Source organism: Billgrantia antri, from assembly GCF_017868935.1.
Taxonomy (GTDB): domain Bacteria; phylum Pseudomonadota; class Gammaproteobacteria; order Pseudomonadales; family Halomonadaceae; genus Halomonas; species Halomonas antri.
In genome coordinates, this window is the sequence record NZ_CP053383.1 from 3,751,873 (window position 1) to 3,776,206 (window position 24,334).

25 protein-coding genes are annotated in these 24,334 nt (G+C 62.5%); 16 read left to right on the forward strand and 9 right to left on the reverse strand.

The features are described 5' to 3' along the window. The first annotated feature begins 172 nt into the window (after positions 1 to 172). From recB to HNO53_RS17360, 7 genes are all read left to right on the forward strand, one after another. Entirely contained in the window at positions 173 to 4,099 is a 3,927-nt protein-coding gene (gene recB / locus HNO53_RS17330; RefSeq protein WP_209473832.1) for an exodeoxyribonuclease V subunit beta, read from the forward strand. Then, positions 4,096 to 6,453 carry an exodeoxyribonuclease V subunit alpha gene (recD, locus tag HNO53_RS17335; RefSeq protein ID WP_209473833.1) on the forward strand — a complete coding sequence of 786 codons (2,358 nt, stop codon included), beginning with the start codon at positions 4,096 to 4,098 and terminating at the stop codon, positions 6,451 to 6,453. Before recB ends, recD begins: the two co-directional genes overlap by 4 nt. 62 nt (positions 6,454 to 6,515) lie before the next feature. Continuing rightward, positions 6,516 to 7,271, forward strand: a complete 756-nt coding sequence (locus HNO53_RS17340) for a phosphatase PAP2 family protein (protein ID WP_209473834.1) — start codon at positions 6,516 to 6,518, stop codon at positions 7,269 to 7,271. A gap of 197 nt (positions 7,272 to 7,468) precedes the next feature. Next, on the forward strand, positions 7,469 to 8,971 hold the full coding sequence (locus tag HNO53_RS17345; protein WP_209473835.1) for a GmrSD restriction endonuclease domain-containing protein: 1,503 nt from the start codon (positions 7,469 to 7,471) through the stop codon (positions 8,969 to 8,971). A gap of 11 nt (positions 8,972 to 8,982) precedes the next feature. Further along, positions 8,983 to 9,795 (forward strand): hypothetical protein, encoded by an 813-nt coding sequence (locus HNO53_RS17350; protein WP_209473836.1) that lies wholly within the window; start codon positions 8,983 to 8,985, stop codon positions 9,793 to 9,795. 169 nt (positions 9,796 to 9,964) lie between these two features. After that, on the forward strand, positions 9,965 to 10,633 hold the full coding sequence (locus tag HNO53_RS17355) for a hypothetical protein (RefSeq protein ID WP_209473837.1): 669 nt from the start codon (positions 9,965 to 9,967) through the stop codon (positions 10,631 to 10,633). 328 nt (positions 10,634 to 10,961) lie between these two features. Further along, positions 10,962 to 11,363 (forward strand): MbcA/ParS/Xre antitoxin family protein, encoded by a 402-nt coding sequence (locus HNO53_RS17360; RefSeq protein ID WP_209473838.1) that lies wholly within the window; start codon positions 10,962 to 10,964, stop codon positions 11,361 to 11,363. A 137-nt stretch (positions 11,364 to 11,500) separates the two neighbouring features. Here the strand turns inward: HNO53_RS17360 and HNO53_RS17365 are convergent, their stop codons facing one another. Continuing rightward, positions 11,501 to 12,376: a DUF6544 family protein gene (locus HNO53_RS17365; protein WP_209473839.1), complete on the reverse strand. Its 876-nt coding sequence runs from the start codon at positions 12,374 to 12,376 to the stop codon at positions 11,501 to 11,503. Positions 12,377 to 12,474: 98 nt separating this feature from the next. After that, positions 12,475 to 12,873, reverse strand: coding sequence for a GFA family protein (locus tag HNO53_RS17370; protein WP_209473840.1), 399 nt, complete (start codon positions 12,871 to 12,873; stop codon positions 12,475 to 12,477). A gap of 134 nt (positions 12,874 to 13,007) precedes the next feature. Between HNO53_RS17370 and HNO53_RS17375 the strand changes: the two genes are divergently transcribed. The 3 genes from HNO53_RS17375 (at position 13,008) to HNO53_RS17385 (ending at position 14,761) form a co-directional block, all read left to right on the forward strand. Next, entirely contained in the window at positions 13,008 to 13,661 is a 654-nt protein-coding gene (locus tag HNO53_RS17375; protein ID WP_209473841.1) for a DsbA family oxidoreductase, read from the forward strand. 86 nt (positions 13,662 to 13,747) lie between these two features. After that, a complete protein-coding gene (gene hmuQ / locus HNO53_RS17380; RefSeq protein ID WP_167113393.1) occupies positions 13,748 to 14,080 on the forward strand; it encodes a heme-degrading protein HmuQ in 333 nt (110 codons plus the stop codon). A 27-nt stretch (positions 14,081 to 14,107) separates the two neighbouring features. Further along, positions 14,108 to 14,761: a 5'-methylthioadenosine/S-adenosylhomocysteine nucleosidase gene (locus tag HNO53_RS17385; RefSeq protein WP_209473842.1), complete on the forward strand. Its 654-nt coding sequence runs from the start codon at positions 14,108 to 14,110 to the stop codon at positions 14,759 to 14,761. 11 nt (positions 14,762 to 14,772) lie between these two features. Here the strand turns inward: HNO53_RS17385 and HNO53_RS17390 are convergent, their stop codons facing one another. Beyond that, complete coding sequence (locus HNO53_RS17390; RefSeq protein WP_209473843.1) at positions 14,773 to 16,029, reverse strand: MFS transporter; 1,257 nt, start codon at positions 16,027 to 16,029, stop codon at positions 14,773 to 14,775. Between the two features lie 106 nt (positions 16,030 to 16,135). Here HNO53_RS17390 and HNO53_RS17395 point away from each other — a divergent pair, with 106 nt between their 5' ends. Beyond that, complete coding sequence (locus HNO53_RS17395) at positions 16,136 to 16,582, forward strand: winged helix-turn-helix transcriptional regulator (RefSeq protein ID WP_209473844.1); 447 nt, start codon at positions 16,136 to 16,138, stop codon at positions 16,580 to 16,582. A 78-nt stretch (positions 16,583 to 16,660) separates the two neighbouring features. Here HNO53_RS17395 and trxC read toward each other — a convergent pair whose 3' ends face one another. Beyond that, on the reverse strand, positions 16,661 to 17,107 hold the full coding sequence (trxC, locus tag HNO53_RS17400) for a thioredoxin TrxC (protein WP_209473845.1): 447 nt from the start codon (positions 17,105 to 17,107) through the stop codon (positions 16,661 to 16,663). A 123-nt stretch (positions 17,108 to 17,230) separates the two neighbouring features. Beyond that, positions 17,231 to 18,262: an Acg family FMN-binding oxidoreductase gene (locus tag HNO53_RS17405; protein ID WP_209473846.1), complete on the reverse strand. Its 1,032-nt coding sequence runs from the start codon at positions 18,260 to 18,262 to the stop codon at positions 17,231 to 17,233. A 206-nt stretch (positions 18,263 to 18,468) separates the two neighbouring features. Between HNO53_RS17405 and HNO53_RS17410 the strand changes: the two genes are divergently transcribed. The 4 genes from HNO53_RS17410 (at position 18,469) to HNO53_RS17425 (ending at position 21,416) form a co-directional block, all read left to right on the forward strand. Beyond that, complete coding sequence (locus tag HNO53_RS17410) at positions 18,469 to 18,957, forward strand: pyridoxamine 5'-phosphate oxidase family protein (RefSeq protein WP_209473847.1); 489 nt, start codon at positions 18,469 to 18,471, stop codon at positions 18,955 to 18,957. 182 nt (positions 18,958 to 19,139) lie between these two features. Continuing rightward, positions 19,140 to 19,475: a hypothetical protein gene (locus HNO53_RS17415; protein ID WP_209473848.1), complete on the forward strand. Its 336-nt coding sequence runs from the start codon at positions 19,140 to 19,142 to the stop codon at positions 19,473 to 19,475. A 193-nt stretch (positions 19,476 to 19,668) separates the two neighbouring features. Next, positions 19,669 to 20,235 carry a TetR/AcrR family transcriptional regulator gene (locus HNO53_RS17420; protein WP_209473849.1) on the forward strand — a complete coding sequence of 189 codons (567 nt, stop codon included), beginning with the start codon at positions 19,669 to 19,671 and terminating at the stop codon, positions 20,233 to 20,235. Next, a complete protein-coding gene (locus HNO53_RS17425) occupies positions 20,232 to 21,416 on the forward strand; it encodes an MFS transporter (RefSeq protein WP_209473850.1) in 1,185 nt (394 codons plus the stop codon). The genes HNO53_RS17420 and HNO53_RS17425 overlap by 4 nt, the downstream gene beginning before the upstream one ends. On the opposite strand, the gene HNO53_RS17430 is transcribed toward HNO53_RS17425, so the two are convergent. The 3 genes from HNO53_RS17430 to nfsA all read right to left on the reverse strand — a co-directional run bounded on the left by HNO53_RS17430 (position 21,417) and on the right by nfsA (position 22,770). After that, positions 21,417 to 21,632 (reverse strand): hypervirulence associated TUDOR domain-containing protein, encoded by a 216-nt coding sequence (locus HNO53_RS17430; RefSeq protein ID WP_209473851.1) that lies wholly within the window; start codon positions 21,630 to 21,632, stop codon positions 21,417 to 21,419. 65 nt (positions 21,633 to 21,697) lie between these two features. Continuing rightward, the gene (locus HNO53_RS17435) at positions 21,698 to 22,039 is read right to left on the reverse strand and encodes a DUF427 domain-containing protein (RefSeq protein ID WP_209473852.1); all 342 of its coding nucleotides are present in this window, start codon (positions 22,037 to 22,039) and stop codon (positions 21,698 to 21,700) included. Continuing rightward, positions 22,039 to 22,770 carry an oxygen-insensitive NADPH nitroreductase gene (gene nfsA, locus HNO53_RS17440; protein ID WP_209473853.1) on the reverse strand — a complete coding sequence of 244 codons (732 nt, stop codon included), beginning with the start codon at positions 22,768 to 22,770 and terminating at the stop codon, positions 22,039 to 22,041. Before nfsA ends, HNO53_RS17435 begins: the two co-directional genes overlap by 1 nt. A gap of 187 nt (positions 22,771 to 22,957) precedes the next feature. On the opposite strand from nfsA, the gene HNO53_RS17445 reads away from it, so the two are divergent. Beyond that, positions 22,958 to 23,347, forward strand: coding sequence for a GFA family protein (locus HNO53_RS17445; protein ID WP_209473854.1), 390 nt, complete (start codon positions 22,958 to 22,960; stop codon positions 23,345 to 23,347). A 47-nt stretch (positions 23,348 to 23,394) separates the two neighbouring features. Here the strand turns inward: HNO53_RS17445 and HNO53_RS17450 are convergent, their stop codons facing one another. Continuing rightward, positions 23,395 to 24,300 carry a LysR family transcriptional regulator gene (locus tag HNO53_RS17450; protein WP_209473855.1) on the reverse strand — a complete coding sequence of 302 codons (906 nt, stop codon included), beginning with the start codon at positions 24,298 to 24,300 and terminating at the stop codon, positions 23,395 to 23,397. Positions 24,301 to 24,334 lie beyond the last annotated feature (34 nt).

Below are 24,334 nucleotides of genomic sequence, written 5' to 3' on the forward strand. Positions count from 1 at the left end.
GGCAGTCACGTCTACATGGTAACCCAGTGCCCGTCACTTGGCGCTCCGGGCATGAAAATCTCGTCGGCGCGCAGGCGAGCCTGCATTTATCGCCTCGACGTTTTGCGGCAACATAACCCGGCAGCGCCGGATGAATCAGCCCGTGATGGGCGTCACCAACAGGGGAACAAGCATGAGCGAGGTAACGCAGCTCGATCCATTGGCCTTTCCCCTGCACGGCAGCCGACTGATCGAAGCCAGCGCGGGTACGGGCAAGACCTTCACCATCGCCCTGCTCTACGTGCGCCTGGTACTCGGCGCCCGCTCGGCCGACGACGATACCGCCTTCGAGCGCCCGCTCACGCCGCCCGAGATCCTCGTCGTCACCTTTACCAACGCCGCGACCCAGGAGCTGCGCGAGCGGATACGTGCGCGGCTGGTGGAAGCTGCCAATGTCTTTCTCTCTCCCCAGGCGACCGGCACTGCCCAAGCTTCGGGAGCAGGATGTAGCGGAGGTCCTATGCCAGGGATGGCATCGGTAGCGCCCAGGGATGGGTTCACAGCGCCTCCGCGAAATCCTGCTGACGAAGCGGCCCACCAAAGCCCTGACGCAGGATCATACCTGACGCCACAAGATCCGTTGCTCCTGGCCCTCCGCGACCAGTACGATCCGGCCAGCTGGCCCGCCTGCGCCCGTCGCCTGCAGCTCGCCGCCGAGTGGATGGACGAGGCCGCCGTTTCCACCATCCACAGCTGGTGCTACCGCATGCTGCGCGAGCACGCCTTCGACAGTGGCAGCCTGTTCTCGCTCGACCTGGAAAACGACCAGACCGAGCTGGAACTCGAAGTGGTGCGCGACTACTGGCGCAGCTTCTACTACCCGCTGAGCACCGACGAGCTGGCCAGCGTGGTACGCCACTGGAACACCCCTGAACAGCTCCACGCCGCCGTGCGCGGCCTGATGCCCGAAGCCGAAGCCCTCGACAAGGGCGCCCCGCCGCCGGAAGTCAGCGTAGCCAACGCCCAGCACGAGACCGCCGAGCGCCTGGCTCAGCTCAAGGCCTCCTGGCCCCAGTGGCTCGACGAGTGCGAGGCGCTGTTCGAAGAAGCCGCCCAGCAGAAGGCCTTCAAGGGCCAGAGCTTCAACGCCAAGAGCCGCGCCAACTGGCTCGGCGCCCTGCGTGAATGGTGCCAAGGGGAGGCCACCTGGCCCGGCCTGACCGATGCCGCCTGGAAGCGCCTCACGCCCCAGGGCATGGCCGATATCTGGCTCAAGGGCGAGCCGCCGGATCATCCGGCGCTGGCCGCGCTGGAAAAGCTGCAGGACGAGCTCAACGCCCTGCCCGATCCCTACGCCGACCTGCTCACCCACGCCGTGCACTGGTGCCGCGCACGGCTCGACCGCGAGCAGGAACGCCGCGCCGAGATGGGCCCCAACGAGCTGCTCACGCACCTCGACCGGGCCCTCACCGGCCCCAACTGCGAGGCGCTCGGCGCGCAGATCCGCCGCCAGTTCCCGGTCGCCCTGGTCGACGAGTTCCAGGACACCGACCCGGTGCAGTACCGTATCTTCGACTGCGTCTACCGCATCCGCGAGAACCACCGTCAAAGCGGCGTCTTTCTGATCGGCGACCCCAAGCAGGCGATCTACGCCTTCCGCGGCGCCGACATCTACACCTACCTGCGCGCCCGCCGCGACACCCAAGGCCGCCACGTCACCCTGGGCACCAACTTTCGCTCCAGCCGCGAGATGGTCGAGGCGGTGAACCGCTGCTTCGCATTCGCCGAAGCGCACCCGCCCGGGGCCTTTCTGTTCAACTCGCCCGAGGGGAACCCCGTTCCCTTCCTGCCCGTGGGAGCGAAAGGACGCAAGGACTCACTCACCCGCCAGGGCCAGCCGCTGCCGGCCATGACCCTGTGGCAGCTGGAAAGCGACGAACCGCTCTCCAAGACCGCCTACCACGGCGAGATGGCCGAGCGCTGCGCCTCCACCATGGTCGAGCTGCTCAACGAGGGCCAGCGCGGAAGCACCGGGTTTCAAGAAGAGGGAACGCTCAAGCCGCTCAAGCCCTCCGACATGGCGGTGCTGGTCAACGGCCTGGGGGAGGCGCGGGCGATCCGCCAGGCGCTGGCCCGGCGCGGGGTGAAGAGCGTCTACCTCTCGGACAAGGACAAGGTCTTCGCCTCGCCGGTCGCGCGGGATCTCGACGCCTGGCTGCGCGCCTGCGCGGCGCCCGACGACGATCGGCTGCTGCGCAGCGCTCTGGCCACTCCGGTGCTGGGGCTCGACATCGCCACGCTGGACAGGTTGAACGAGGACGAGCTGGCCTGGGAAGGCCGCGTGCTGCAGTTCCGCGACTACCACCGGCTGTGGCAGCGCCAGGGCGTGCTGCCGTTGGTGCGCAGGATCATCCAAGACTTCGACGTGGCGCAGCGGCTGCTCTCCAGCGGCCCTGCCAGCGACGGTGAGAGAGCACTCACCGACCTGCTTCATTTAGGAGAGTTATTGCAGCACGCCAGCCAGGAGCTCGACGGCGAACACGCGCTGATCCGCTTTCTCGCCGAGGCCATCGCCAACCCCGAAGGCCACGGCGACACCCACAAGCTGCGCCTGGAGAGCGACGCCGACCTGGTGCAGGTCATCACCATCCACAAGTCCAAGGGGCTGGAATACCCGCTGGTGTTCCTGCCCTTCATCTGCAGTCACCGCGCGACGAAAAAGGACGACTCGCCGCTGCGCTGGCACGACGCCGAGGGTCGCCTGCGCATCAGCCTGGAGGCCGACGATGAAACCCTGGCCACCGTCGACCGCGAGCGCCTGGGCGAAGACCTCCGCAAGCTCTACGTGGCGCTGACCCGCGCCCGCCACGCCACTTGGCTCGGCATGGCCCCGCTAAAGAACGGCGAAGGCAGCGCCATCGGCCAGCTGCTGGCCAACGGCGACCTGCTCGGTCCCACTGGGTTCAGCGAAGCGCTCACACGCCTCAAGGGCAACTGCGCAGCCATCGAGATCGCCCCGGCGCCGCCGGCCCACGCCGAGATCGTCCGCCAAACCGAGCGCGACGACGCCCTGGGCGAAGCGCGCATGCCCACGCGTCCCGCCCGCGAACACTGGTGGATCGCCAGCTACTCGGCGCTGCGCCTCTCCGGGGAGATCGTCAGAGTCGAATCGGCCAGCGCCCCAGTAAGGACTGACTCACCTGTTAAGCCCCATGACAGCGCTGCGCAGCGTAGCGGCAGCCTGCCGGAACCCGCCACCGCCATGGAAGCCACCGCGCTGGAGGTGCTGGAGGAACCCCGCGACAGCGGCCAGAGCGAACCGCTACCCTCGCTACACAGGTTTCCGAGAGGCCCAGGTCCTGGCACCTTCCTCCACGGCGTTCTCGAATGGGCTGGGGAACTGGGCTTCGCCCGCGTGGCCCGCGACCCCGCCCTGCGCGAGGAGACCCTGGCCAGGCGCTGCCAGGTGCGCGGCTGGCAGCCGTGGCTGAACACCCTGCACGCCTGGTTCGGCACCCTGCTCGCCGCCCCGCTGCCGCTGCCCGATGGCGCGGGCAGCCTACGGCTCGAAGCGCTGACGAGCTACCAGGTCGAGATGGAGTTCTGGTTCGCCTCACGCCAGGTCGACACCCGCCGGCTGGACGCCCTCGTAAGTGCTTACACACTCCCTAGCCCGGATAACGGCTCGGGTGCCGGCCTGCCCCGCTCCGCGCTGGATGCCGACACCCTCAACGGCATGCTCAAGGGCTTCATCGACCTGGTATTCGAGCATGAGGGGCGCTACTACGTGGCCGACTGGAAATCGAACCACCTGGGGCCGGACGACAGCGCCTACAGCCAAGAGGCGATGCGCCAGGCGGTGGCCGAGAAACGCTACGACCTGCAGTACGCGCTCTACCTGCTGGCCCTGCACCGTCTGCTCAAGGCGCGCCTACCAGGCTACGATTACGACCGGCATATCGGCGGCTCGCTCACCGTCTTTCTCAGGGGGGCGAATGCGGAGAGTCGCGGCGTACACGCCGAGCGCCCCCCGCGGGAGCTGATCGAAGCGCTGGACGCGCTGTTCCAGGGCGACACCCGAGCGGCAGGCACCCGCACCACCACGGAGGCGCCGGCATGAGCAAGCGCAGCAAGCACCACGACGACGCCACCCCGGACCTGTTCGCCGATCTCGGAGAGGAACCAGCAGGCAGCCGCCAGGCAGCCGACGAGGGCGCCGAACCTGAACCGCCCCAAGCCGAGCCGGAACCGCCCCCAGCCGCGCAGGGCAATGTGCAAGCCGCACTCCACGACACCCAACCACTGTTCGCCCTGCTCGACCGCTGGGTCGAGCGCGGCTGGCTGCGCGCGCTGGATCGTGCACTGGCCAGCTTCTTCCAGCGCGAGGTAAGCGACGCCCCGCCCCTGCTGCTGCTCGCCGCGGCGCTGGCCAGCCATCAGCTCGGCCGCGGCCACGTGTGCCTCGATCTCGCCCAGACCCTTGCCGCCCCCGACCTGGCGCTCTCGCTGCCGCCGGAAGGCGACGACCTGAGCGACCCGCCACCGCTGCCCAGCGAATTGCTGGCCGAGCTGGATCTCGCCACCTGGCGTGATGCCCTGCACCACCCCACCCTGGTGGCGGACGGCAGCGAGCCGTCGGGCAATACCCCGCTGGTGCGCAGCGAGCGCGACGGCAACGTGCGGCTCTACCTGCGTCGCTACTGGCAGTACGAGCAGGACATTCGCGGCCTGATCGGCGCCCGGCTGACAGCCACCACCGAGGCAGAAGCCGACACCGCCACCCTGGTCGGGGCGCTGGCGGCGCTCTTTACCCCAGGGCATGCACTCGATTGGCAGCAGGCCGCTTGTGCACTGGCCAGCCGCTCGCGCTTCGCCGTGATCACCGGTGGCCCCGGCACCGGCAAGACCACCACCGTGGTCAAGCTGCTCGCCCTGCTGCAGGCCTTGGCCCTGGGCGAAACCGCACCCGCCGGCACCGTCCCGCGCCCGCTACGCATTCGCCTGGCCGCCCCCACCGGCAAGGCCGCCGCACGGCTCAACGAATCCATCGCCAAGCAGGTGCAGGGGCTTTCGCTGGTGGAACTGGCCGCCGCCGTGGGCCAACAGGGTGTGGATATCTCAACCCTGCGCGACAACATTCCCACCGAGGTAACCACGCTGCACCGCCTGCTCGGCTCGCGACCGGATACCCGCCACTTCCGCCACCACGCCGGCAACCCGCTGGCGCTGGAGGCCCTGGTGATCGACGAAGCCTCGATGGTGGATATCGAGATGATGGCCGCCGTGCTCACCGCCCTGCCACCCAGGGCGCGGCTGATTCTGCTCGGCGACAAGGACCAGCTCGCCTCGGTGGAGGCCGGCGCCGTGCTCGGCGACCTGTGCCAGCGCGCCGAAGGCGGCCACTACACCCCGGCCACCTGCGACTGGCTGCACGCCGTGACCGGCACGCCTATCCCTGAACGCTACAAGGACGAAGGCGGCCAGCCGCTGGACCAGGCCATCGCCATGCTGCGAGTGAGCCACCGCTTCGATGCCAAGAGCGGCATCGGCCAGCTTGCCGAAGCGGTCAACCGCCCGATAGGCAACGGCCAGGCTGAAAAGGAAGGTCAGAAAGAGAAGAAACGCGCCGTACGCGAGATTTTCCAGCAGGGCTATGCCGATATCGCCCGGCTCGCCCTGGCGGACGCCGACGACCCGGCGCTGGATCGCCTGGTGGTGAACGGCAACCCGGCCGGTTTCATCAACGGCGGCGAAGGCCGCCACGATCGCCGTGGCGAGCCCATCGCCCCGCCCCGCGGCTACGCCCACTACCTGGACGTGATGCAGGCAGCACGCCCCGGGCAGCCCTACTTCGGCGAAGGCGAAGCGCGCCAACCCTATGACGACTGGGCGCGCCAGGTACTCGCCGCCCACGGCCACTTCCAGCTGCTATGTGCGCTGAGGAAAGGCCCCTGGGGCATCGAGGGGCTGAACCCACGCATCGGCCGCGCCCTGCGCCGCGCCGGCTGGCTCAAGGCCAGCGACCTGGAACTGGAACAGGGCTGGTTCGAAGGCCGCCCGGTACTCGTCACCCGCAACGACTACGGCCTGGGGCTGATGAACGGCGATATCGGCATTACCCTCTCAGTACCCGAAGCCCGCAGCGCAACCGAACAACCCGGCCGCACCCTGCTGCGCGTCGCCTTCCCCGCCAGCGACGGCAGCGGCGACATCAAGTGGGTGCTGCCCAGCCGCCTGCAGGCGGTGGAAACCGTGTTCGCCATGACGGTACACAAATCCCAGGGCTCGGAATTCACCCACACCGCCTTGCTGCTCCCCGACGCCCCCAACCCCATCCTCACCCGGGAGCTGGTCTACACCGGCATCACCCGAGCAAGGGACTGGCTTACGCTGTTAGAGACGGGCCGCGGGATGCTGGATGAAGCGGTGACGAGGGAGGTGGTGAGGGTGAGTGGGTTGGGGAGGTTGCAATAGTGCATCCACCTCAGGTTGTCTGAAAGACGTCGCGTGTCGTTACCAAAGCAAGGGAGTTGCCAATGAAGCACTACCGAAAAATCGAACATGTGAGACGCCACGGCCTTTCCCTGCTGGCTAGGCTCGGCCGCTACGAGTTGGCAGTGCTGCTGTGTGTCTCGGTCCTTTCCGGCGGGGTCTGGGGGTTCATCGAGCTGGCCGATGCCGTCACCGAGGGAGAGACCCAGAGCATCGACGAGACCCTGCTGCTCTCCCTGCGCAACGCTGCCGATCACACCGATCCGCTCGGCCCGGGCTGGGTCGAGGAAATGGGGCGGGACTTTACCGCGCTCGGTGGGGTCGGCGTGCTGGTCGTGATCGCCCTGGGCGCCCTGGGTTACCTGCTGCTCGCCCGGCACTATCGCGCGGCGCTCTTTGCCTCGGTCGCGGTGCCCGGCGGCATGCTGCTCAGCACGCTGATGAAGATGGGCTTCGATCGTCCCCGGCCCGACCTCGTGCCGCATGAAGCCATGGTCTACACCGCAAGCTTCCCCAGCGGCCACTCGATGATGTCTGCCGTCACCTACCTCACCCTGGCCGCCCTGCTCATCCGGGTACAGCCAGCGCTGAGGCTGAAGGCCTACCTGCTGATACTGGCGATACTGCTCACCCTGCTGGTGGGCATCAGCCGTGTCTACCTCGGCGTGCACTGGCCGACGGATGTACTCGCCGGCTGGACCGCCGGAGCGGCCTGGGCCGCGCTGTGCTGGCTGGTGATGCGTTGGTTGCAGCGGCGCGGGCAGGTAGAGACAGAAGAGAGCAGCTCGGGCACCGAGTAGGTGTTCAAGCGATGGCCGCAGCATCAAGCGGTGCTGCGGCTGCCAACGCCTTAACCTATCCTCACTTGGAGAACTGGGCTACACAAGTGACTGGCTGACGCTGCCGGAGACTGGACGCGGGATGCTGGATGAGGCAGTGTTACAGGAGGTAACCAGAGCAGGCGAAATTTCTGCTTATAGACAATCAGGAAAATAAAGTGGAATTCCAAAACTCCCAATACACAATAGATAAGATTCTTAATAGAGTTCGCACAAGCAAGCTAGCCCTTCCAGACTTCCAAAGAGACTTCGTGTGGTCGCCGGGGAGAGTTGCAGAGCTCTTAGATAGCATCTCCAGGCAATGGCCCATCGGAGCTTTACTCTTATTAGAAGGCCCGCAACAATTTGCCAGCAGATCAATAAATTGCGGACCATTTATAGAAAAAAATTCAGAGCCATCATTCATACTTGACGGGCAACAAAGGATAACTGCTCTTTACCACGCAGTATATGATGTATCAGATTATTGTTATTACGTAGACTTTAAAATACTCAACCAAGAAAAAGAAGAATATATACGATGGGAAAGAAGAGATAAGTTTACAAAGCTATACCCTTCTACAAAAGAGAGAGCCCTCGCACAAATAGCACTAATAAGTGACTTATGGGAGCTCCAGGATTTTTATAGCTGGATTAGTTATGTCGAGGACGAAAACGAAAAAATAAAACTCGTACAAGCGAGAGACACAAGACTAAGCGGACTTCAATCAAAAGTTTATAAAGTAATGGCTATAGAGCTTGAGCAAGGTATAGACCTGGAAGCTTTGTCCAGAATATTTGAAACACTAAACAGAACTGGCGTCCGCTTAAATGCATTCGATTTAATGGTAGCATCCCTCTATCCGAGTGGCTTCCATTTAAGGGATGAATGGGAAAATGCATTGAGCTACTATGAAATAATAAGAAAAATCTCACCCGATGCTTTAGAAATTTTGAAGCTTACATCTCTTGTAGTCAGAGAAACTGTCGGGAGAAAGTATTCCAAGGGTGTAAGGCAAGGTGACATACTTAGCATAGACCGATCACTAATCATTAATAATTGGCCAACATCTTTGGAACTCTATGCCAAGGCACTAGAATATTGCAGAAATAATTTTGGCATCACGACCGGCAATCTCGTACCTTATTGGTCGATGATATTAGGAGTAGCTGCATGGTTGTTAAAGGGAGAAGAAGACGATCGTTTAATAAGCCAATGGTGGACCTCAAGGCTAAGCACCTTGTATTTTTCACAAGCTGCAAATACCAGAATTGTTTCCGATTTCGAAGAAATTTGTAACGGCACCATTAGAACAAACATACAAGATGAAAATTTACGTGAAATACTACTAGAGCCGGCAAAAAGGCATTCATCACTAATGAAAGGCATTGCAGGCTTACTTATTAGGAACGGCGCAACAGACATTTTAACAGAAGAACCTCTCACCAGCACCGAAGAAATCTCCTTTATGGCATATGAGGATGGGAAAATAAGAAAGCTAACCCAACAAGACGGCTTAGCGCGCCTATTCATACTCTCCAAGACTTCCTTTGACAAAATAAGGAAGGGGCTTGACATAGATAAGAACAACCATGCTCACATGGATTCGTTAAAAAGACAAAATGCGAAAAATGACTATGCCGAGAGGGCTAATTTTATTATCGACCTCCTGCAAAGTTAAGGGCAAAGAGAATGAATAATTTTTCAAAGAAAGGATTAGCCGCAATCCTTGCAGCAGGGGTACTTCTTTGGCTTTCCACTTTCATACTGATCCCTTGGGCCGCACAAAGACTAGCTGAATTATCTGCTTACTGCAATGGGGACATTTTAACTGATCGGTGCTATCAATCATTGGTAATCTATGGTTCGATTGGTGATATGTTTGGCGCTACCGCAGCGTTATTTTCTGGGTTAGCTTTATTTGCCGTCGCTGCAACTCTCTGGATAGACATAAATGCTAGACGTGAAGGGAGAAAGCCACTCGTAATCTCCATGCTGGATCAAGAATCGATCTTGTTTAAAAACCCATCCATTAAAAATGGAAGGGAGCTGACAATATCAATCTCTTTAGCTTTATCCAACCAAACTGAGGAAGCCGCCATTAATGTAATGACTTATGGCCAATTAGTGAGCGAGGGGTCAACCGAAACATTTGGCCCATCACATCTTCAAGCTCCTATAATAAAAGGGCCATCGGAATCCATTACAATAGAAAAAACCATAAACGGACACAATCTAGATAAGTTTCTAACCAAACTGACTGAACAAGGATGCATTTTTCTAGAACTAATAACCAGCTATGAAAGTTTGGAAAATGTAAAATGGTCAACCCGCACTACTTATATATTGACAAGCAATGATACCACAAGCACTAAAAGATTGAATGCGATTCGATCAGGAATCACAGAAGATGAAGATTTTGAAGTGCTCTGGGGAAATAAAGCAGCCGCCTCTTTAACCTCTGATGTCAAGGAGGGTTCCTGGAGACACCAAAGGGAAGAATAAAAGAGTGCATTAAACAACACTGCCTCGTTAAAAACCATGCGAGGCAGCGTTAGTTGTCCACTCTAGGAAATCAGCCCCACGTGACATGCTGCATGGCCGCAAGAGGAACCTAAGAATTAAAGTTAGTAGAAGAATTGCCGATCTATACTATATTTTGGAGGCATAAACCATGCAGGCTTCACTTTCAACGTTGTTCGGCTTTCTCGCTATTATTCCAGCTGCGGTTGTTTCACCACTATTAGCCATCTACCTTCATCGTGGTCAATTATGGAAGACAAAGCGCGAGCAAATAAAGGAAATAATAAACGCTTGCAGCACCATAGACACGAGTACTCAATTTTCACATGCGGACCGTGCCCACCTAGAAAGCGCAATATATGACAAATATGGCTCTGGACTATCCTACCGGGCAGTATTACATCTTTTTCGGCGAGAAGAGTTCCCGAGAAACATCAAAATTTACGCCAAGATCCGTCGGCTCATTAGTTATGAAAACAACAACTTTGTATATAAGAACAGCAAACTTGGAAATCTGATAGCCCCTCCCACTGCCAGAAGAATAAAGATTTACGAGAAAATTGGAATTTACTCAGTCTTACTATGGGGAACTCTTACTGTTCCTATCACATTCTATGCAATCGCTTACAAGGAAATGCTCGAGCTGTTCGCGGCCTGGATATTGCTAACCATCCTATATTTAGTGTTAATTTATTTTTTAGGAGCCATCCTGTCCGACATGCGACTTGCACATATCTTACTAAACACCAATAATGAATCCAGCTCCCATCAGCAACCTAAGGAAAAAATTCCGATGCAGTCTTTATCGGAATTAGAATAAGCAAGCGGCTTTCAGACATGCGGACAGAGTTTTTCATAGCCAACAAATAGCCACTTCATCCACAGTACTTAGAGTTCAAAAGCTCTGGATCGACGGTGGCTGCATAAGATGGGCAAGCAAAGCTGGCTTCACCTGAACCTGTACGGCCATCGTCTTTCGTCAGCCAGCCGTCACAGCCATTCAACAATGGTGCTAGGCAGATCGCTATCCAGTTACTTTCAAACTGCACGACGAAGACGTCAAAGCTTTACACAGACTTCGGCCATTGATAGTTCACTCCCTTGGGTCGAAAATTACGCATAATAAGCATTTGCGAATTGAGGCCATCATGCCCCTACCCCAGCTACCCGCCGAAAAGCGCCAGCGAATGAGCGCCTCGGCGATGCGTACGTATCCCAGCATCGCCAACGACTGGGGGCTTAAGGGGCAGGAAGCCGCCTTGCTCCTTGGCGTGCCTGAGTCGACCTATCGGCGCTGGCGCAAGCAGCCTAGAACGGCACGCCTCGACGTCAATCAGCTTGAGCGCATGTCGCTAATCTTGGGGATCTACAAGGCCCTCCAGATCCTGCTGCCGCGCGCCGGCGCCGCGGACTCCTGGTTACGCCGGCCTAATCGCAACCCCCTGTTCGCAGGCCAGTCGCCTCTAGACCGGCTGCGCAGCGGCTCGGTGCAGGATCTCTATGTCGTCCGCCAGCACCTCGATACCGCCCGAAGTGAAGGTCATGAATGACTTTTCAACTCAACGCGAGGACATGACCATGGGCCGTAACATTTTCGAGGAACTCGTCGAAGGCTTCGATGCATTGGCAGATGAGCGCCAAGGCAAGCGCACGCTACGCTCCCACTCCGTACTAGTGCCATTGAGCGCTACGGCACCGAAAACCGCACCTCCTCCACCCTCACCCGAAAGGACGGAAAGTACGCCTCCGTGCCGAAGTGATTGCCTGACTCGACCTGGGTGGGCAGGGTGAAGCCTTCGAAGTTTTGGAAGTCGTCCAGGTAGCCGCCGAAGGGCTGGAGCCGCCACTCCTTCTCCGGGTTGGCGTTGCTCCAGCGTTGGAACTGCACCCAGCGCGGTTGGCCGTTTTCGGCCACGGCGATCTCGATGGCTTGTTCCAGGGTGCCGTGGGTGACGATCGCTCGTGCCAGGTTGGGCTCGCCGGTCTCTTCCCAGCGCACGCCGGCCTCTTCCCAGTGCACTCCGTGCTGGGGCAGCAGGGCTGCCGGGGCCCAGAAGGCGGCTTCCGCCACCGATCGGCCGAACGAGGCGCGCAAGTGATTGTCGTCACCCCCGGCCCTGGCGACGGGCAGCGTGCCGTTGAGCCAGAAGCGCGTCCAGGAGCGGCCATTGGCCATGCCGTCCGAGCCGCTCATCTGCATCAGGCCGGCGCCGGCTCGTTCGAGCCGCCAGAGGAAACCGTGTGGCGGAGCGAGTAGCTGGCGAGCCTGCATGGGGCGATAGCCGGGCGCTTCCTTGGTGCCGAGGCCAATCTCGCCCCTCATTTGGATCTCACTGACCACATGAAGCGGCGTGCCTGGGGCGATGGTGTAGAGGAAGTAGCGCCGTGCCGCCTCGGGCAGGGCTTCCACCATGGCGGGATCGAATTCTTCGACGGTACCGGGCGCATGGGATTGCAGCCAGGCCCAGGCCTTGTCCTTCGCGCGGTTGTCTGCCAGTCGCCAGGCCTGCATGGCCAGTGCCGCTACCAGCAGCAGGCCCACCGCCGTTGCCAGGTACGCCATCCGGTTTCTCCTGCGCTCTGTTCTTGTTCTCTGCTCTTGTTCTCTTCTCGTTCCGCTCTTCCCTACACTGTGCCTTTCTTGTGCGGGGCCCTGATTACTCAACGGGCAAACCCGGGATACCTGGGTAGCTCATCGGCCAGCTCGAACCACTCGGCCTTGGACGAGACCCAGGCGTGGTAGCGCTTGCTGGGTGTTACCGGCGTATCCAGGGTGCCCAGCCTCAGGCGTTTGACCTCGGGCCGGTCGTCGCGGGCGCTGTAAAGCGGACTGCCGCACTCGGCGCAGAATACCCGTGCCTTGTTCGGCGTGGCGCGGTACTCCTTGAGGTATTCCGTGCCCTGGGAGATACGAAAGTCGGCCGAGCGGATGGGCGCCACGGCGGCAAAGGCCGAGCCCTGGGCCTTTCGGCACTGCCGGCAGTGGCACATGGAGACTTCATCGATCTCGCTGCGGTACTCGTATGTCACTTTCCCGCACAGGCAGCTTCCCTGGTGCATCGCGTCTACTCCGGTGGCTTTCGCTTATCTTTCGCTTACGATAGCCCTTTCGTTACTCGATGGCTGATACCGGCGTCAAACACGGCCTGAAGGTGGTAGGGTTCGAGGGAACCCTACCCAATGGCGCAGCGACCATGCCCCACGTCGATATCACCGTGATCTCCGATGCCATCTGCCCCTGGTGCTTCATCGGCAAACGCCACCTCGACCTCGCCTTGGCCGAGCTGCCAGAGGACATCAGCGTATCGGTGGCCTGGCATCCCTTCGAGCTCAACCCCGACATGCCTGCCGAGGGCCTGTCGCGGCGTGACTACCGCACCGCCAAGTTCGGCTCCTGGGAGCGCTCCCGGGCGCTCGACGCCCAGGTGGAGGCCGCTGCCGCCCAGGCCGGTATCAAGATCCACCACGAACGCATGACGCGAACGCCCAATACCTTCAATGCCCATCGGGTGATCTGGCTCGCCGGGGAGCATGGCGTTCAGACAGCCGTGGTCGCAGCGCTCTTCCGCAGCTACTTCGTCGAGGGTGAGGACATCGGTGACGGCGCGGTACTGGCCAAGGCCGCCCGAGACGGCGGGCTGGCGGATGTCGACATAGCCGCCTTTCTGGCGAGCGACCAGGGTCACAGCGAGGTACAAGCAGGCCTCGACGAGGCGCGGCGCCTGGGCGTGAGCGGTGTGCCCACCTTCATCCTCAATAACGCAATCGGCCTGTCGGGTGCCCAACCGCCCGAGACACTGCGCCAGGCGATTCTCGAGTCGAGCGGCAGCGGTCGAGCGCCAGTCTGAACCCGCCTCTACATGCTTGCCCCCTATCGGCGTCGGTGTCATCGTCGTTGGTGATCATCAGCCGCCTGAATCACAAGGAGCTTATCGTGTTCATCGCCATGAACCGTTTTCGGGTCAACCCCGAGAGAGTGGAAGAGTTCGAGCAGATCTGGCTGGAGCGTGAAACCCACCTGCAGGGTCTGCCCGGTTTCGTCGAGTTCCACATGCTGCGCGGCCCCGAGAAGGAGGACCACGTGCTCTACGCCTCGCACACCATCTGGCGCTCGCGCGAGGATTTCGAGGCCTGGACCCACTCCGAGGCGTTCCGCAAGGCCCACGCCAACGCCGGCCAGAGCAAGCGCGAGGGACTCTACCTGGGCCCGCCGAACTTCGAGGGCTTCGAGGTCATCCAGACGGTCGGCAACGATGGCGATGCCTGAGGCCATGCAGCGTATGAGGGCCGGCGCATGAGCGCGGCACGGCGCACGCCGCCGCTGACGCGCCTGGGCGGCCATGACGTGCTGTTCGCGATGGCGGCCGAGGCCGAATACGGGCCGCAACTCAGGCAGCGCTTTACTCCGATCATGACCGGCGTCGGCCCCGTGGAGGCGGCGGTGGAGCTCACCGCTTCCCTGGCCGCCCTCGCCCGTGAAGAGCGCCTGCCGAATCTGGTGGTGTCACTGGGCTCGGCAGGCAGTCGGACGCTCGAACAGACCGAGATCTACCAAGCGACTTCGGTCGCCTATCGCGACATGGACGCCTCGCCGTTGGGCTTCGAGAAGGGCACCACGCCCTTTCTCGACCTGCCGGCGATCGTTCCCCTGTCGCTGCGTATTCCCGGCATACGTGAGGCCACGCTTTCCACCGGCGCCAATATCGTCTCGGGCGAGGCCTATGCCGCCATCGCCGCCGAGATGGTGGACATGGAGAGCTACGCCTGTCTGCGCGCCTGCACCCGCTTCAATGTGCCGCTGATCGTGCTACGCGGCATTTCGGACGGAAAGGCGGAGCTGCACCACGTGAATGACTGGACGGAGTACCTGCACGTCATCGACGAGAAGCTGGCCGCCGCCGTGGACCGCCTCGGCGCGGCGCTGGCCGAGGGGCTATTGAAACGATGACGGTGCGCTGGCTATCCCTTGCCTTCAACCACTGAAGTCGCGGCCGGCATGTATCGCCGGGTGGCGGCCCAGAACGTCAGTGCGACCAGGCTGACCGACGCCCCCAGGACACAGACGCCCTGCCAGCCGGCATGGGCGTAGGTGGCTGTCGTGCTGATCGCTCCCGCCCCGCTGCCGACTGCATAGAACAGCATGTAGAGGCCAATCAAGCGGCTGTGCGCCTCCGGCCGGGTGCGCAGGATCATGCTTTGGTTGGTCACGTGCAGAGCCTGTCCGCCGAGGTCCAGCAACACGATCCCGATCACCAGCGCCCAAAGCGACCACTCCATCAGCGACAAGGGCCACCAGGCCAGCAGCAGCAGTACCAGGGCAGCTGCGCTGCTGCGTTGCCCCAGCCCTCGGTCTTCCCATTGCCCGGCACGCGCGGCGGCCAGCGCCCCGACCACGCCGACCAACCCAAAGGCGCCGATAACGGTATGCGAGAACTCGTAGGGCGGCGCGCTCAACGGCAGCACCAGTGCACTCCAGAAGATGTTGAAGGCAGCGAACATCAGCAGCGCGAGCACGCCGCGGATTTGGAGTGCCCGTTCTTCTTTTGGCAGTTCCAGCATCGAGGCGATCAGGCTCGCATAGCGCATGTTGCCCGGTGCGGCAGCAAGCGTCGGCAGCCGTCGCCACAGCGGTACCGCGAGCGCCAGCATCAACGCGGCGGCACACAGGTACACGCTTCGCCAGCCGGCCAGGTCGCTGACGCCGCCCGCGAATACGCGAGCCAGCAGCAGGCCGATGAACACGCCGCCTTGGGCCGCACCGACCACGCGGCCCTGCTCGTGGGGCGCGGCGGCACTGGCGGCATAGGCAATCAGACCTTGCGTCATCGCTGTACCCAGTAGACCGACGGCCAGCATGCCAGCCAACAGCACCCAGGCGGCTTGGGCCAGCCCTACCACGCCCAACGCGGCAACCAGCGCCAGCAGTTGCCCGGTCATGAGACGGCGACGTTCCACAAGATCCCCCAGCGGCACGAGGAATAGCAAAGCCAAGGCACAGCCAACCTGGGTAGCCGTGATCACGCCGCCAACGGCCGCATGGCTGATACGGAATTGCACGGCCAGGGCGTCCAGCAAGGGCTGCGCGTAATAGACGTTGGCAACGCTCAAGCCACTGGCCACGGAGAACAGCCATACCAAGCCACCGGCCATGCCCGCATGGGGCGAGACGGTGCTGTCGTGGCACGGCGATGCCATCGGGACATGGGTAGTCTTCATGATCCTCAGCCTCATATCGGTTTCAAAATGAAACTCATTGAATGCTGGATCATGCAGTTTTAAAATGCAACCACTAGACCCTTAGGCGAACCCGAAGGGAGGTCCCATGCCTCGCCGCAAGTCCTCGAGTGACGACCCCTGTCCAGTGGCACGCTCCGTCGACGTGATCGGCGATCGTTGGTCGCTACTCATCGTGCGGGATGCGTTTGACGGGGTGCGTCGCTTCGGAGACTTCCAGCGCAGCCTGGGGGTCGCGCGCAATATTCTCTCCGACCGCCTGCATCAGCTTGTCGAAACGGGCATTCTGGCAACCCGGCCAGCATCGGACGGCACGGCGTACAAGGAGTACGTGCTGACCGAGCAGGGAGAAAGGCTGTTTCCCGTGGTGGTGGCGTTGCGCCAATGGGGGGAGCACCACCTGTTCGCGCAGGGTGAGCCGCACTCGCGCTTGGTCGACAGGAAGACGGGCAAGCCCATTCCCTTCATGGCCCCCAGGGCCGACAACGGCGACGAGCTGGCACCCGGCGAGGCCGAGGTGCGGAAACTGACGTAGCCACACGGCCATCGTCGACTGGCCCGGCCATGGCCTGAGAGGCAGGCATTCAGGGTCGGGCAGTTCCCATCGCGTCGTTCAGGCTGGCGCCCCGATCAGGTACGGCTCCAGCCAGCGCTTGAGCTGCGGCCCCTGCATCAGCCCGGCCTGGCGGGCGACCTCACGCCCCTGCTTGAACACGATCAGCATAGGAATGCTGCGGATGCCGAAGCGCCCGGCCAAGGCCTGTTCCGCCTCGGTGTCGAGCTTGGCGAAGCGGATACGCGGCTCCAGCTCGGCGGCGGTCTGGGCGAAGATTGGCGCCATCATCTTGCAGGGGCCGCACCAGCCGGCCCAGAAGTCGACCACCACCGGCAGCTCGCTGCGCTCGATCAGCGCGGCGAAGTTGGCGCCGGTGAGTTCCAGGGGTGTGCCGGTGAACATTGGCTGCTTGCACTTGCCGCAGCGCGAGGCGGCCAGACGCGCCGTGGCCACGCGGTTGATGGCCAGGCAGTGGGGGCAGGCCAGGTGCAGGGAATCGGACATGGCAGGGCTCCAGATGGAATGACGACTGACATGACTATGGAGGCCTTTGCGAGGAATGCAAAGCCAGGCGCAGTCAGGTCGGCACGAGATGAGCCGAATGGTAGACGGTTCAGGCATGCCATCCTATGCGCTGGCGGTGGTGACGAGCACCGACTCCACCGGTCGGCGCAGCGAGCGCGGCATCGTCTTGCCCCGGCCGAACCGCACCACCAGGTCGGGGCGCCCGCCGACGATCCCCAGGGCCTCGGCGAACGCCGGGCGCACGCTCGCCTCCTCGACCGGCTGGTTGATGAAGGCATTGCAGATGCCGAGTGCCGTCGCCTGCAGGGCAAAACGCTGGTAGCAGCGCCCGGCTTCGACCCAGTGCGCCTGGTCGTCGGCTTGTGAGATGAACACGGCAATGCCGGCGGAGCTGCGCACCTGACGGGCGACCTTGGCGTTCTCGGCGTCTTGCCGCAGCAGTGCGCGAAACAGCCAGCGGCCCAGCCATCGCGGGGTCGGTGGGCTCCCCATCGAGCGGGCGAAGAGCCCATCCCCGGCCGTGATCGCCTCTTGGTCGCCGAAGCGGATCCAGGTCTCGAGTTCCTGCCGGAACGCCCGGTTGCCAATCTGCAGACCGTTGGCCTTGAGCACGTACTCCAGCACGTTCTCGATGGCTTTCTTCTCGGTCAGTAGGCTGATGGAGACCCCCTGCCCGGTTCCCGCAGCCTGCAACAGGCTCAGTTCTTCATCGTTGATGGGCGAGCCGTCATAGTCGGTGCGCGAGCACTGGCGTACCGGAATGGCCTCGAACAGCGGGGAAACCTCGGGCTGGCAGGGCGCCAGCGTGACGTGCACCTCCCCGGCCCCTTCGGCATGGAAGCTGACCTCGCCCTGCATGCCGAGCGCCCGCGCCGCCAGGCTCAGGTTCTCGGCGGCGCATCCCAGCGAGACGTAGAGGTGGTGGTCATCCGGGTCGACCACCGGGGTGCGCCGGGTGAGATCCGGCAAGATGGATATGGCATCCTCGGCGATGCGAAAGCGCCAGCACTGGGTGTTGTGGCCGGAGGGGGCCAGGGTGGCATAGCGAATGAGTTCCTTCACCCTGGCGGCCTGGTCGGGCAGTTGCCCGTCTCCATGGCGCCAGAGGTTCTTCACCACCTGCTCGTAGTTCATCGCCTGCCCCATCCCGTCGTCGCCCCTTGCTGACTTCAGTTTAGCGCCAACATTGCTCGCGAGCGCAGGTGACACGCCATGTTCGATGCACTGCCTTGCCAGGTCATTTGCCGGGGTGGCTTCGGGTAACTAGGCTGTTCTCGTCATGTTCGGCATTGCCGGATGACGTCTGTTCGCCGCACCGTTTTCGACAGGAGGTTGAAACCATGTCCAGCCCTGAGCACAAGCAGAAGATATGGAAGATGATCAAGGAGATACAGGTCGGCATGCTGGTTACGCTGGATGGCGACATGCCCCGCGCCCGGCCGATGCACCTTGTGCAGGACGAGTACGACGGCACGCTGTGGTTCTTCACCCGGCGCAGTGCCGAGAAGGTCTCCGAGACCAACCGCGACCACGACGTCTGCCTCAGCTTTTCCGACCAGGAAGAGGGGGTATACGTCTCGCTCTCGGGCAAGGCCAACCTGACCGCCGACCGCGGGCTGATCGAGAAGTACTGGAATCCGTTCGTCGCGGCCTGGTTTCCCGACGGCAAGGACGATCCTGATCTTGCGCTGCTGGAGGTCAAGGTGACCATGGGCGAGCACTGGAAGGCCAAGGAGAGCAAGGTGTTCCAGCTCTATGAGTTCGCCAAGGCCAATGTCAAGAAGGATGCCACGCCGAACCTGGGCGAGAACGAGAAATTCGGCGGCTGACGTCGTGCGCGGGCAGCCCTTGTAAGGCCCTTGCCGCGCGGCTTCGCCATGGCTCCGCAGAGGTGTGCGGGTGAGCGGAGAGCTTACATTTTTTCCGTTGAGCCCGCCGCCTTGCCTCAGGCAGGATGAAGGTAGAAAAGCAGGTTGGTAGACAAGCAACGGCATACCGCTGGAGGAGCCACATGCAACCGCTGAGCTATTACTACTACAACGTGCTGGAAGGTCTCGAAAAGCCGTGCGACGTGCCGTCATCCCAGCTGCAGGAGGGCTACGACATCCTGTATCGACATGGCGGGCGCATCGAAATGGACTTGATGCGCAAGGCCGAGGATAGCAATGCCCAGGGCGCGCCCTACCACTGGTACGAGGCCCTCGATGAAGAGCAGCGGGCGAAACTGCACAAGGCCCTGGACGACGAGAACCCCGCCAAGATTCTCAAGCTCATTCAGCGCAACGGCTATGCTGGCGTGCTCTACCATCATGCCTGGCATCACTTCCGGGAGCCGGGAGCGGCCTGAACCGCTATCGAAAATCCCAGCATGTCGGGTAGGTGATACCGACTGCTAAGTCATCCGTAACGTACAGGGCCGCTTTCCCAGGGAAGCGGCCTTTTTGTTGCCCAGGTCAAGGCGTGACGGTTTGACACCGTCGCCGCTCTGTATTTAACTGCTCTCAAGTTTATATAGATCGGTCTATATAGGAGCGTCTTCAATGCCAGCCTCAAAGCGCGACCAGCTGCTCGCCACGGCCGAGCGTCTCTTCTATGAGCAGGGGTTCCACGCCACCGGCATCGACCGCATCGTGGCGGCGGCCGGCGTCGTGCGCATGACGCTCTACAACCACTTCGCCTCCAAGGAGGCCTTGGTGGCAGCGGTACTTCAGGCCCGCCATGAGCGCTTCATCGCCAGCCTCGATGCGGCGGTGGCCTGCGCCCCGCCGGACCAGGCGACACGGGCCCTGGTCGAGGCCCATGGGCAATGGCTGGAGCGCAACAGCCAGCAGGGCTGCATCATGGTCAAGGCGATGGGCGAGTTCGCCGAGCACAGCGCCGAAGTCCATGCGCTGGCAATATCCGCCAAGCGCGACCTGCTGGCACGCATCGAAGCCGCTGTGGCACGCGATGGCCTCGAGCGTCAGGATGACCTGGCGCGACGCCTCTTCATGGTCTTGGAAGGCAGCAATACGGCCGTAGTGCTGCTGGGCATGCAGAGGGCCCTGGACGATACCCGGGCGGTGACCGACGCCCTTCTCGATACCGCCCTGAGCGAGACTCCATGAGGCCCCTCTCTTCCCTCGGCATGGCGGCCCTCGGCAGCGGGATCATCGCCATCACCTACGGGCTGGCCCGTTTCGTGTTCGGGCTGTTCCTGCCCTCGATGCGCGACGAACTGACCATCTCGCCGACCATGGCGGGGGTGATCGGCGCCCTGCCTTTCCTGAGCTTCGTCTTCGCCATACTTGCGGGCCCCTGGGTCACCCGCCGCCTCGGGATCCGGCACGCCGGGGGCGCGGCCGCCGGCCTGGCCGGCATCGGGCTGATCACGATCGCCCTGGCCCCTTCCTCGCTGCTACTCGCCGTGGGGGTGCTGGTCTGCGGTATCAGCACCGGACTCTCCTCGCCGGCGATGGCGCAGGCAGTCTCCCGGATCGTATCGCCCGAGCTGCGCGGAAGGGTCAACGCCACCATCAATGCGGGCACTAGCGTGGGGATCGCGCTGGCCATGCCCGCGGTGCTGATCTGGGCGGAAGCCTGGCGCAGCGCCTATCTCGGATTCGCCGTCCTGGCGGCACTCGCCGCCTTGGCGGCCCTCTGCTATCTGCCGCGGGAAGCGCCACGCACCCCGACATCACGGTCTCGCCTGGCCGACATGCCGGTGAGCCGTGAGGAGTGGCTGGGGATCGCTCGGCTGAGCGGCCTGGCGGTGGGCATGGGCTGCGTGAGCGCAGCCTATTGGGTGTTTGCCCCCGATGCTGTGATCAACGCCGGCGGGCTCGCGCCGAGCCAGACTGCCTGGATGTGGCTAGCCGTCGGCCTCGGGGGGCTGACCGGCGCTGGCGCCGGCGATCTCATCTCACGCTTCGGGCCGTCCGTGAGCCATGCCACCGGTCTCTTGGTGATGTCCGCGAGCCTAGCGATTCTGGTGATTGATCCCGGTAGCTTCGCCCTCGCCCTGGCATCGGCGGCCCTGTTCGGCGCCGGCTACATGACCTTGACCGGCTTCTATCTGGTGAGAAGCATCCAGATCATGACCGAGGTACCCGCCTTCGCCCCGGTGCTGCCGCTGCTGGCCACCTCGGTCGGCCAGGTCGCCGGCTCTCCGCTGGCCGGCTGGCTGGTCGGGGCGGAAGGCCATGCCGCCACCTTCCTGCTCTTCGCCGTTCTGGGGCTCGCCGTCGCCGGGCTGGGGTCGTGGTTGCTCAAGGAGAGAGCCACCGCGAGCTTGCGCGCTCCCGGATAGCTAGTCCTTTAGCTTGGTCAGCGCCGAGTCCTTGTGCATGGCGATGTGGTCGGTCTTGTCGCTCTGGATCTCGTATTGCGGCTCGTCCTCACTGGCGTGGCGCTTGCGCCCCTTGAACTCCGTCTCCTGGGTGTGGACGCGGATGATCTTGCCACTTACCCGGCCCGCCTCGGAGTTCCAGCTAACGTGATCGCCCACCTTGAAACGTTTGGCCATGCTCACCTCTCCCTGGGAAATGTTTCACGAGCTGAAGCATAGCCCAGGCCCTGAAGGCCTTCCGCCTAGGGGACTTCCGTCACGAGCGCCTTGTCGTCATCGAACGCCAGGTATCCGGCAATCGTCTGCATGCCTTCCAGCGGCTGCTCGTAGCTCCATGCCACATCGGCCCGGTCGTCAAACGAGAAGTAGGCGGCATCGCCCTTGAACGGGCAGTGGGTCACGGTATCGGAACGGGTCAGCCGGTCCATGCGCACCTCTTCGCGGGGAACGTAGAACCGCGGCGGGTAGCCGCGCTCGCGCAGCTCGAGAGCGCGGGTGGTATCGGCGAGCCGGGTGTCGCCGATTGTCACCTGTACCCGGTGCCTCAGCGGATTCAGGGTGATACGAGGCTCGGTGGAGGTCATCACTTCATCTCGAAACCGCGTTGGGTGAGGAAGTCGCGCATGTGGGCGCGCAGCTTGCTGTCGAACAGCGGGGTCAGGTTCTTCGACCAGTTGGCGTCCTTGTTGCCGCCGCGACGCTCGACGTAGTAGCGCTGCATGGCGTCGTCGAAGGCGGCGACCTGCTCGCTGTCGTCAGTGTAGACGTCCTCCTTGAGGATCGCTTCCACAGGCAGGCGCGGCTTGACGTCAGGGTCGGCGTCCGGATAGCCGAGGCACATGCCGAACACCGGGTAGACATGCTCAGGCAGGCGCAGCAGGTCGCTGACGGCCTGGGGATTGTTGCGAATGCCACCGATGTAGCAGATGCCGAGGCCCTCGGATTCGGCGGCGATGGCGACGTTCTGCGCCATCAGCGCGGTGTCGACGCTGGCTACCAGCAGTTGCTCGGTCATGCCGCGCACGACGTTGGCGCCGGTGCGCTCGGAGGCTTCGGTGGGTCGCTTCATGTCGGCGCAGAACACCAGGAAGTCGGAAGCGGAGGCCACATAGGCCTGCCCGCCGGCCAGCTCGGCGATCCTCTCGCGGTTGGCCGGGTTCTTCACATGGATGACGGTGTAGGCCTGGACATGGCTGGAGGTCGCGGCGGCCTGGCCGGCGCGAATCAGCTCGACCAGCAGCTCGTGCGGGATCTTCTGGTCGGTGAATTTGCGAATCGAGCGGTGGGATTTCAGCAGTTCGATGGTGGGGTTCATGTCGCCTCACGGTATGCGTGTCGTTTCGTTACCCTGCTCATTATCTTTCATTCCGGCACGCATTGCATTTCGCCAGGCGCCGGGCTGACCGCTATCTTTGGCATTATCGTCGCTGAAGGGCACTTACATTTAGCCCTTCCAGGCCCTCCCCTGAAGCTCCGGTCAGCCGACACGCAGGAGGCGCAACATGGACCAGTACACCGGCGGTTGCCTCTGCGGCAACGTGCGCATTGTGGCGTCGGGACGCCCCTACCGGGTCGGCATCTGCCACTGCCTGGACTGCCGCAAGCATCATGGCGCGCTCTTCTATGCCTCGGCGGTGTTCCCCCAGGAGGCGGTAACGATTGAAGGCGAGACCCGCGACTACCAGGGGCGTTTCTTCTGCCCCCGTTGCGGCTCGTCGGTATTCGCCCGCACCGGAGATGAAATCGAGGTGCACCTGGGCGCCCTGGACCTCCCCGATCAACTGAAACCCACCTACGAGAGCTGGGTCGTGCGCCGCGAGACCTGGCTGCCACCGTTTCCGTACATGAAACGCTACGACTGCGATCGCGACGAGACAGGGCGGGCTGAGTAGCAGTAAGGAGCAAACGGCCACGTTGGCTGGCGGCTCAGCGGGACAGACTATGTGCCTGACGCCTTTACCAGCTCGATAAAGGCGCGTAGCGCAGCCGGCACGTGGCGATGCCCGGGGTAATAGAGCATCAAGCCGGGGTATGGTGGGCTCCAATCTTCCAGCAGCGCCACCAGCTGGCCCGAAGCGAGGCGCTCGCTGGCGACGATTTCGGGCACGTAGGCAATGCCGAGGCCGTCGGCTGCCGCTTCGGCCATGAGCTCGTTGTCGTCGAGCGTCAGCGCGCCGGGAACGTCGATGGCGATTTCCTGTCCTCGCCGCTCGAACTCCCAGCGGTAGCGCTTGCCACTGGGTAGCCGCTGGCGGATGCAGCGATGCTTGTGCAGGTCGTCGGGCACGCCCGGCGTGCCGAAGCGGTGCAAGTAATCCGGCGAGGCCACCGCCAGGAAGCGCATGGTGTCAACCAGCTTCACCGCGATCATGTCCTGGGGCACCGCCTCGCCCAGCCGAATTCCGGCATCGAACCCCTGCTCGACGATATCGACGAGCCGCCCTTCGCTGACGAGGTCAAGTTCCACCGCCGGATAGCGGCGCAGGTAAGCCGGCACCACATGGGCAAGCAGCAGCCGAGCCGCCGACCTGCTTGCATTGATGCGCAGGATGCCGCTGGGCTCGCCGCGGTCGTCGGCGAGGGTATCCAGCGTGGCGTTCAGTTCACTCAAGGTCGGCGTGATACGCGCCAGAAACCGGCCGCCCGCATCGGTCAGGGAGACGCTGCGAGTGGTGCGGTGGAGCAGGCGCACGCCGAGCTGCTCTTCCAGATGCCGCATTCGGTGGCTCAACGCCGAGCGCGAGACGCCGATGACATCGGCAGCGCGGCGAAAGCTGCGTTCGGCAGCCACCACTGCGAAGGCCTCCAGATCGGCCAGGCTGGGCTTCAGGGTCGGCTTGGTCATGTTCGATCTCGTCATTAGTGAAATTCTCTCACGG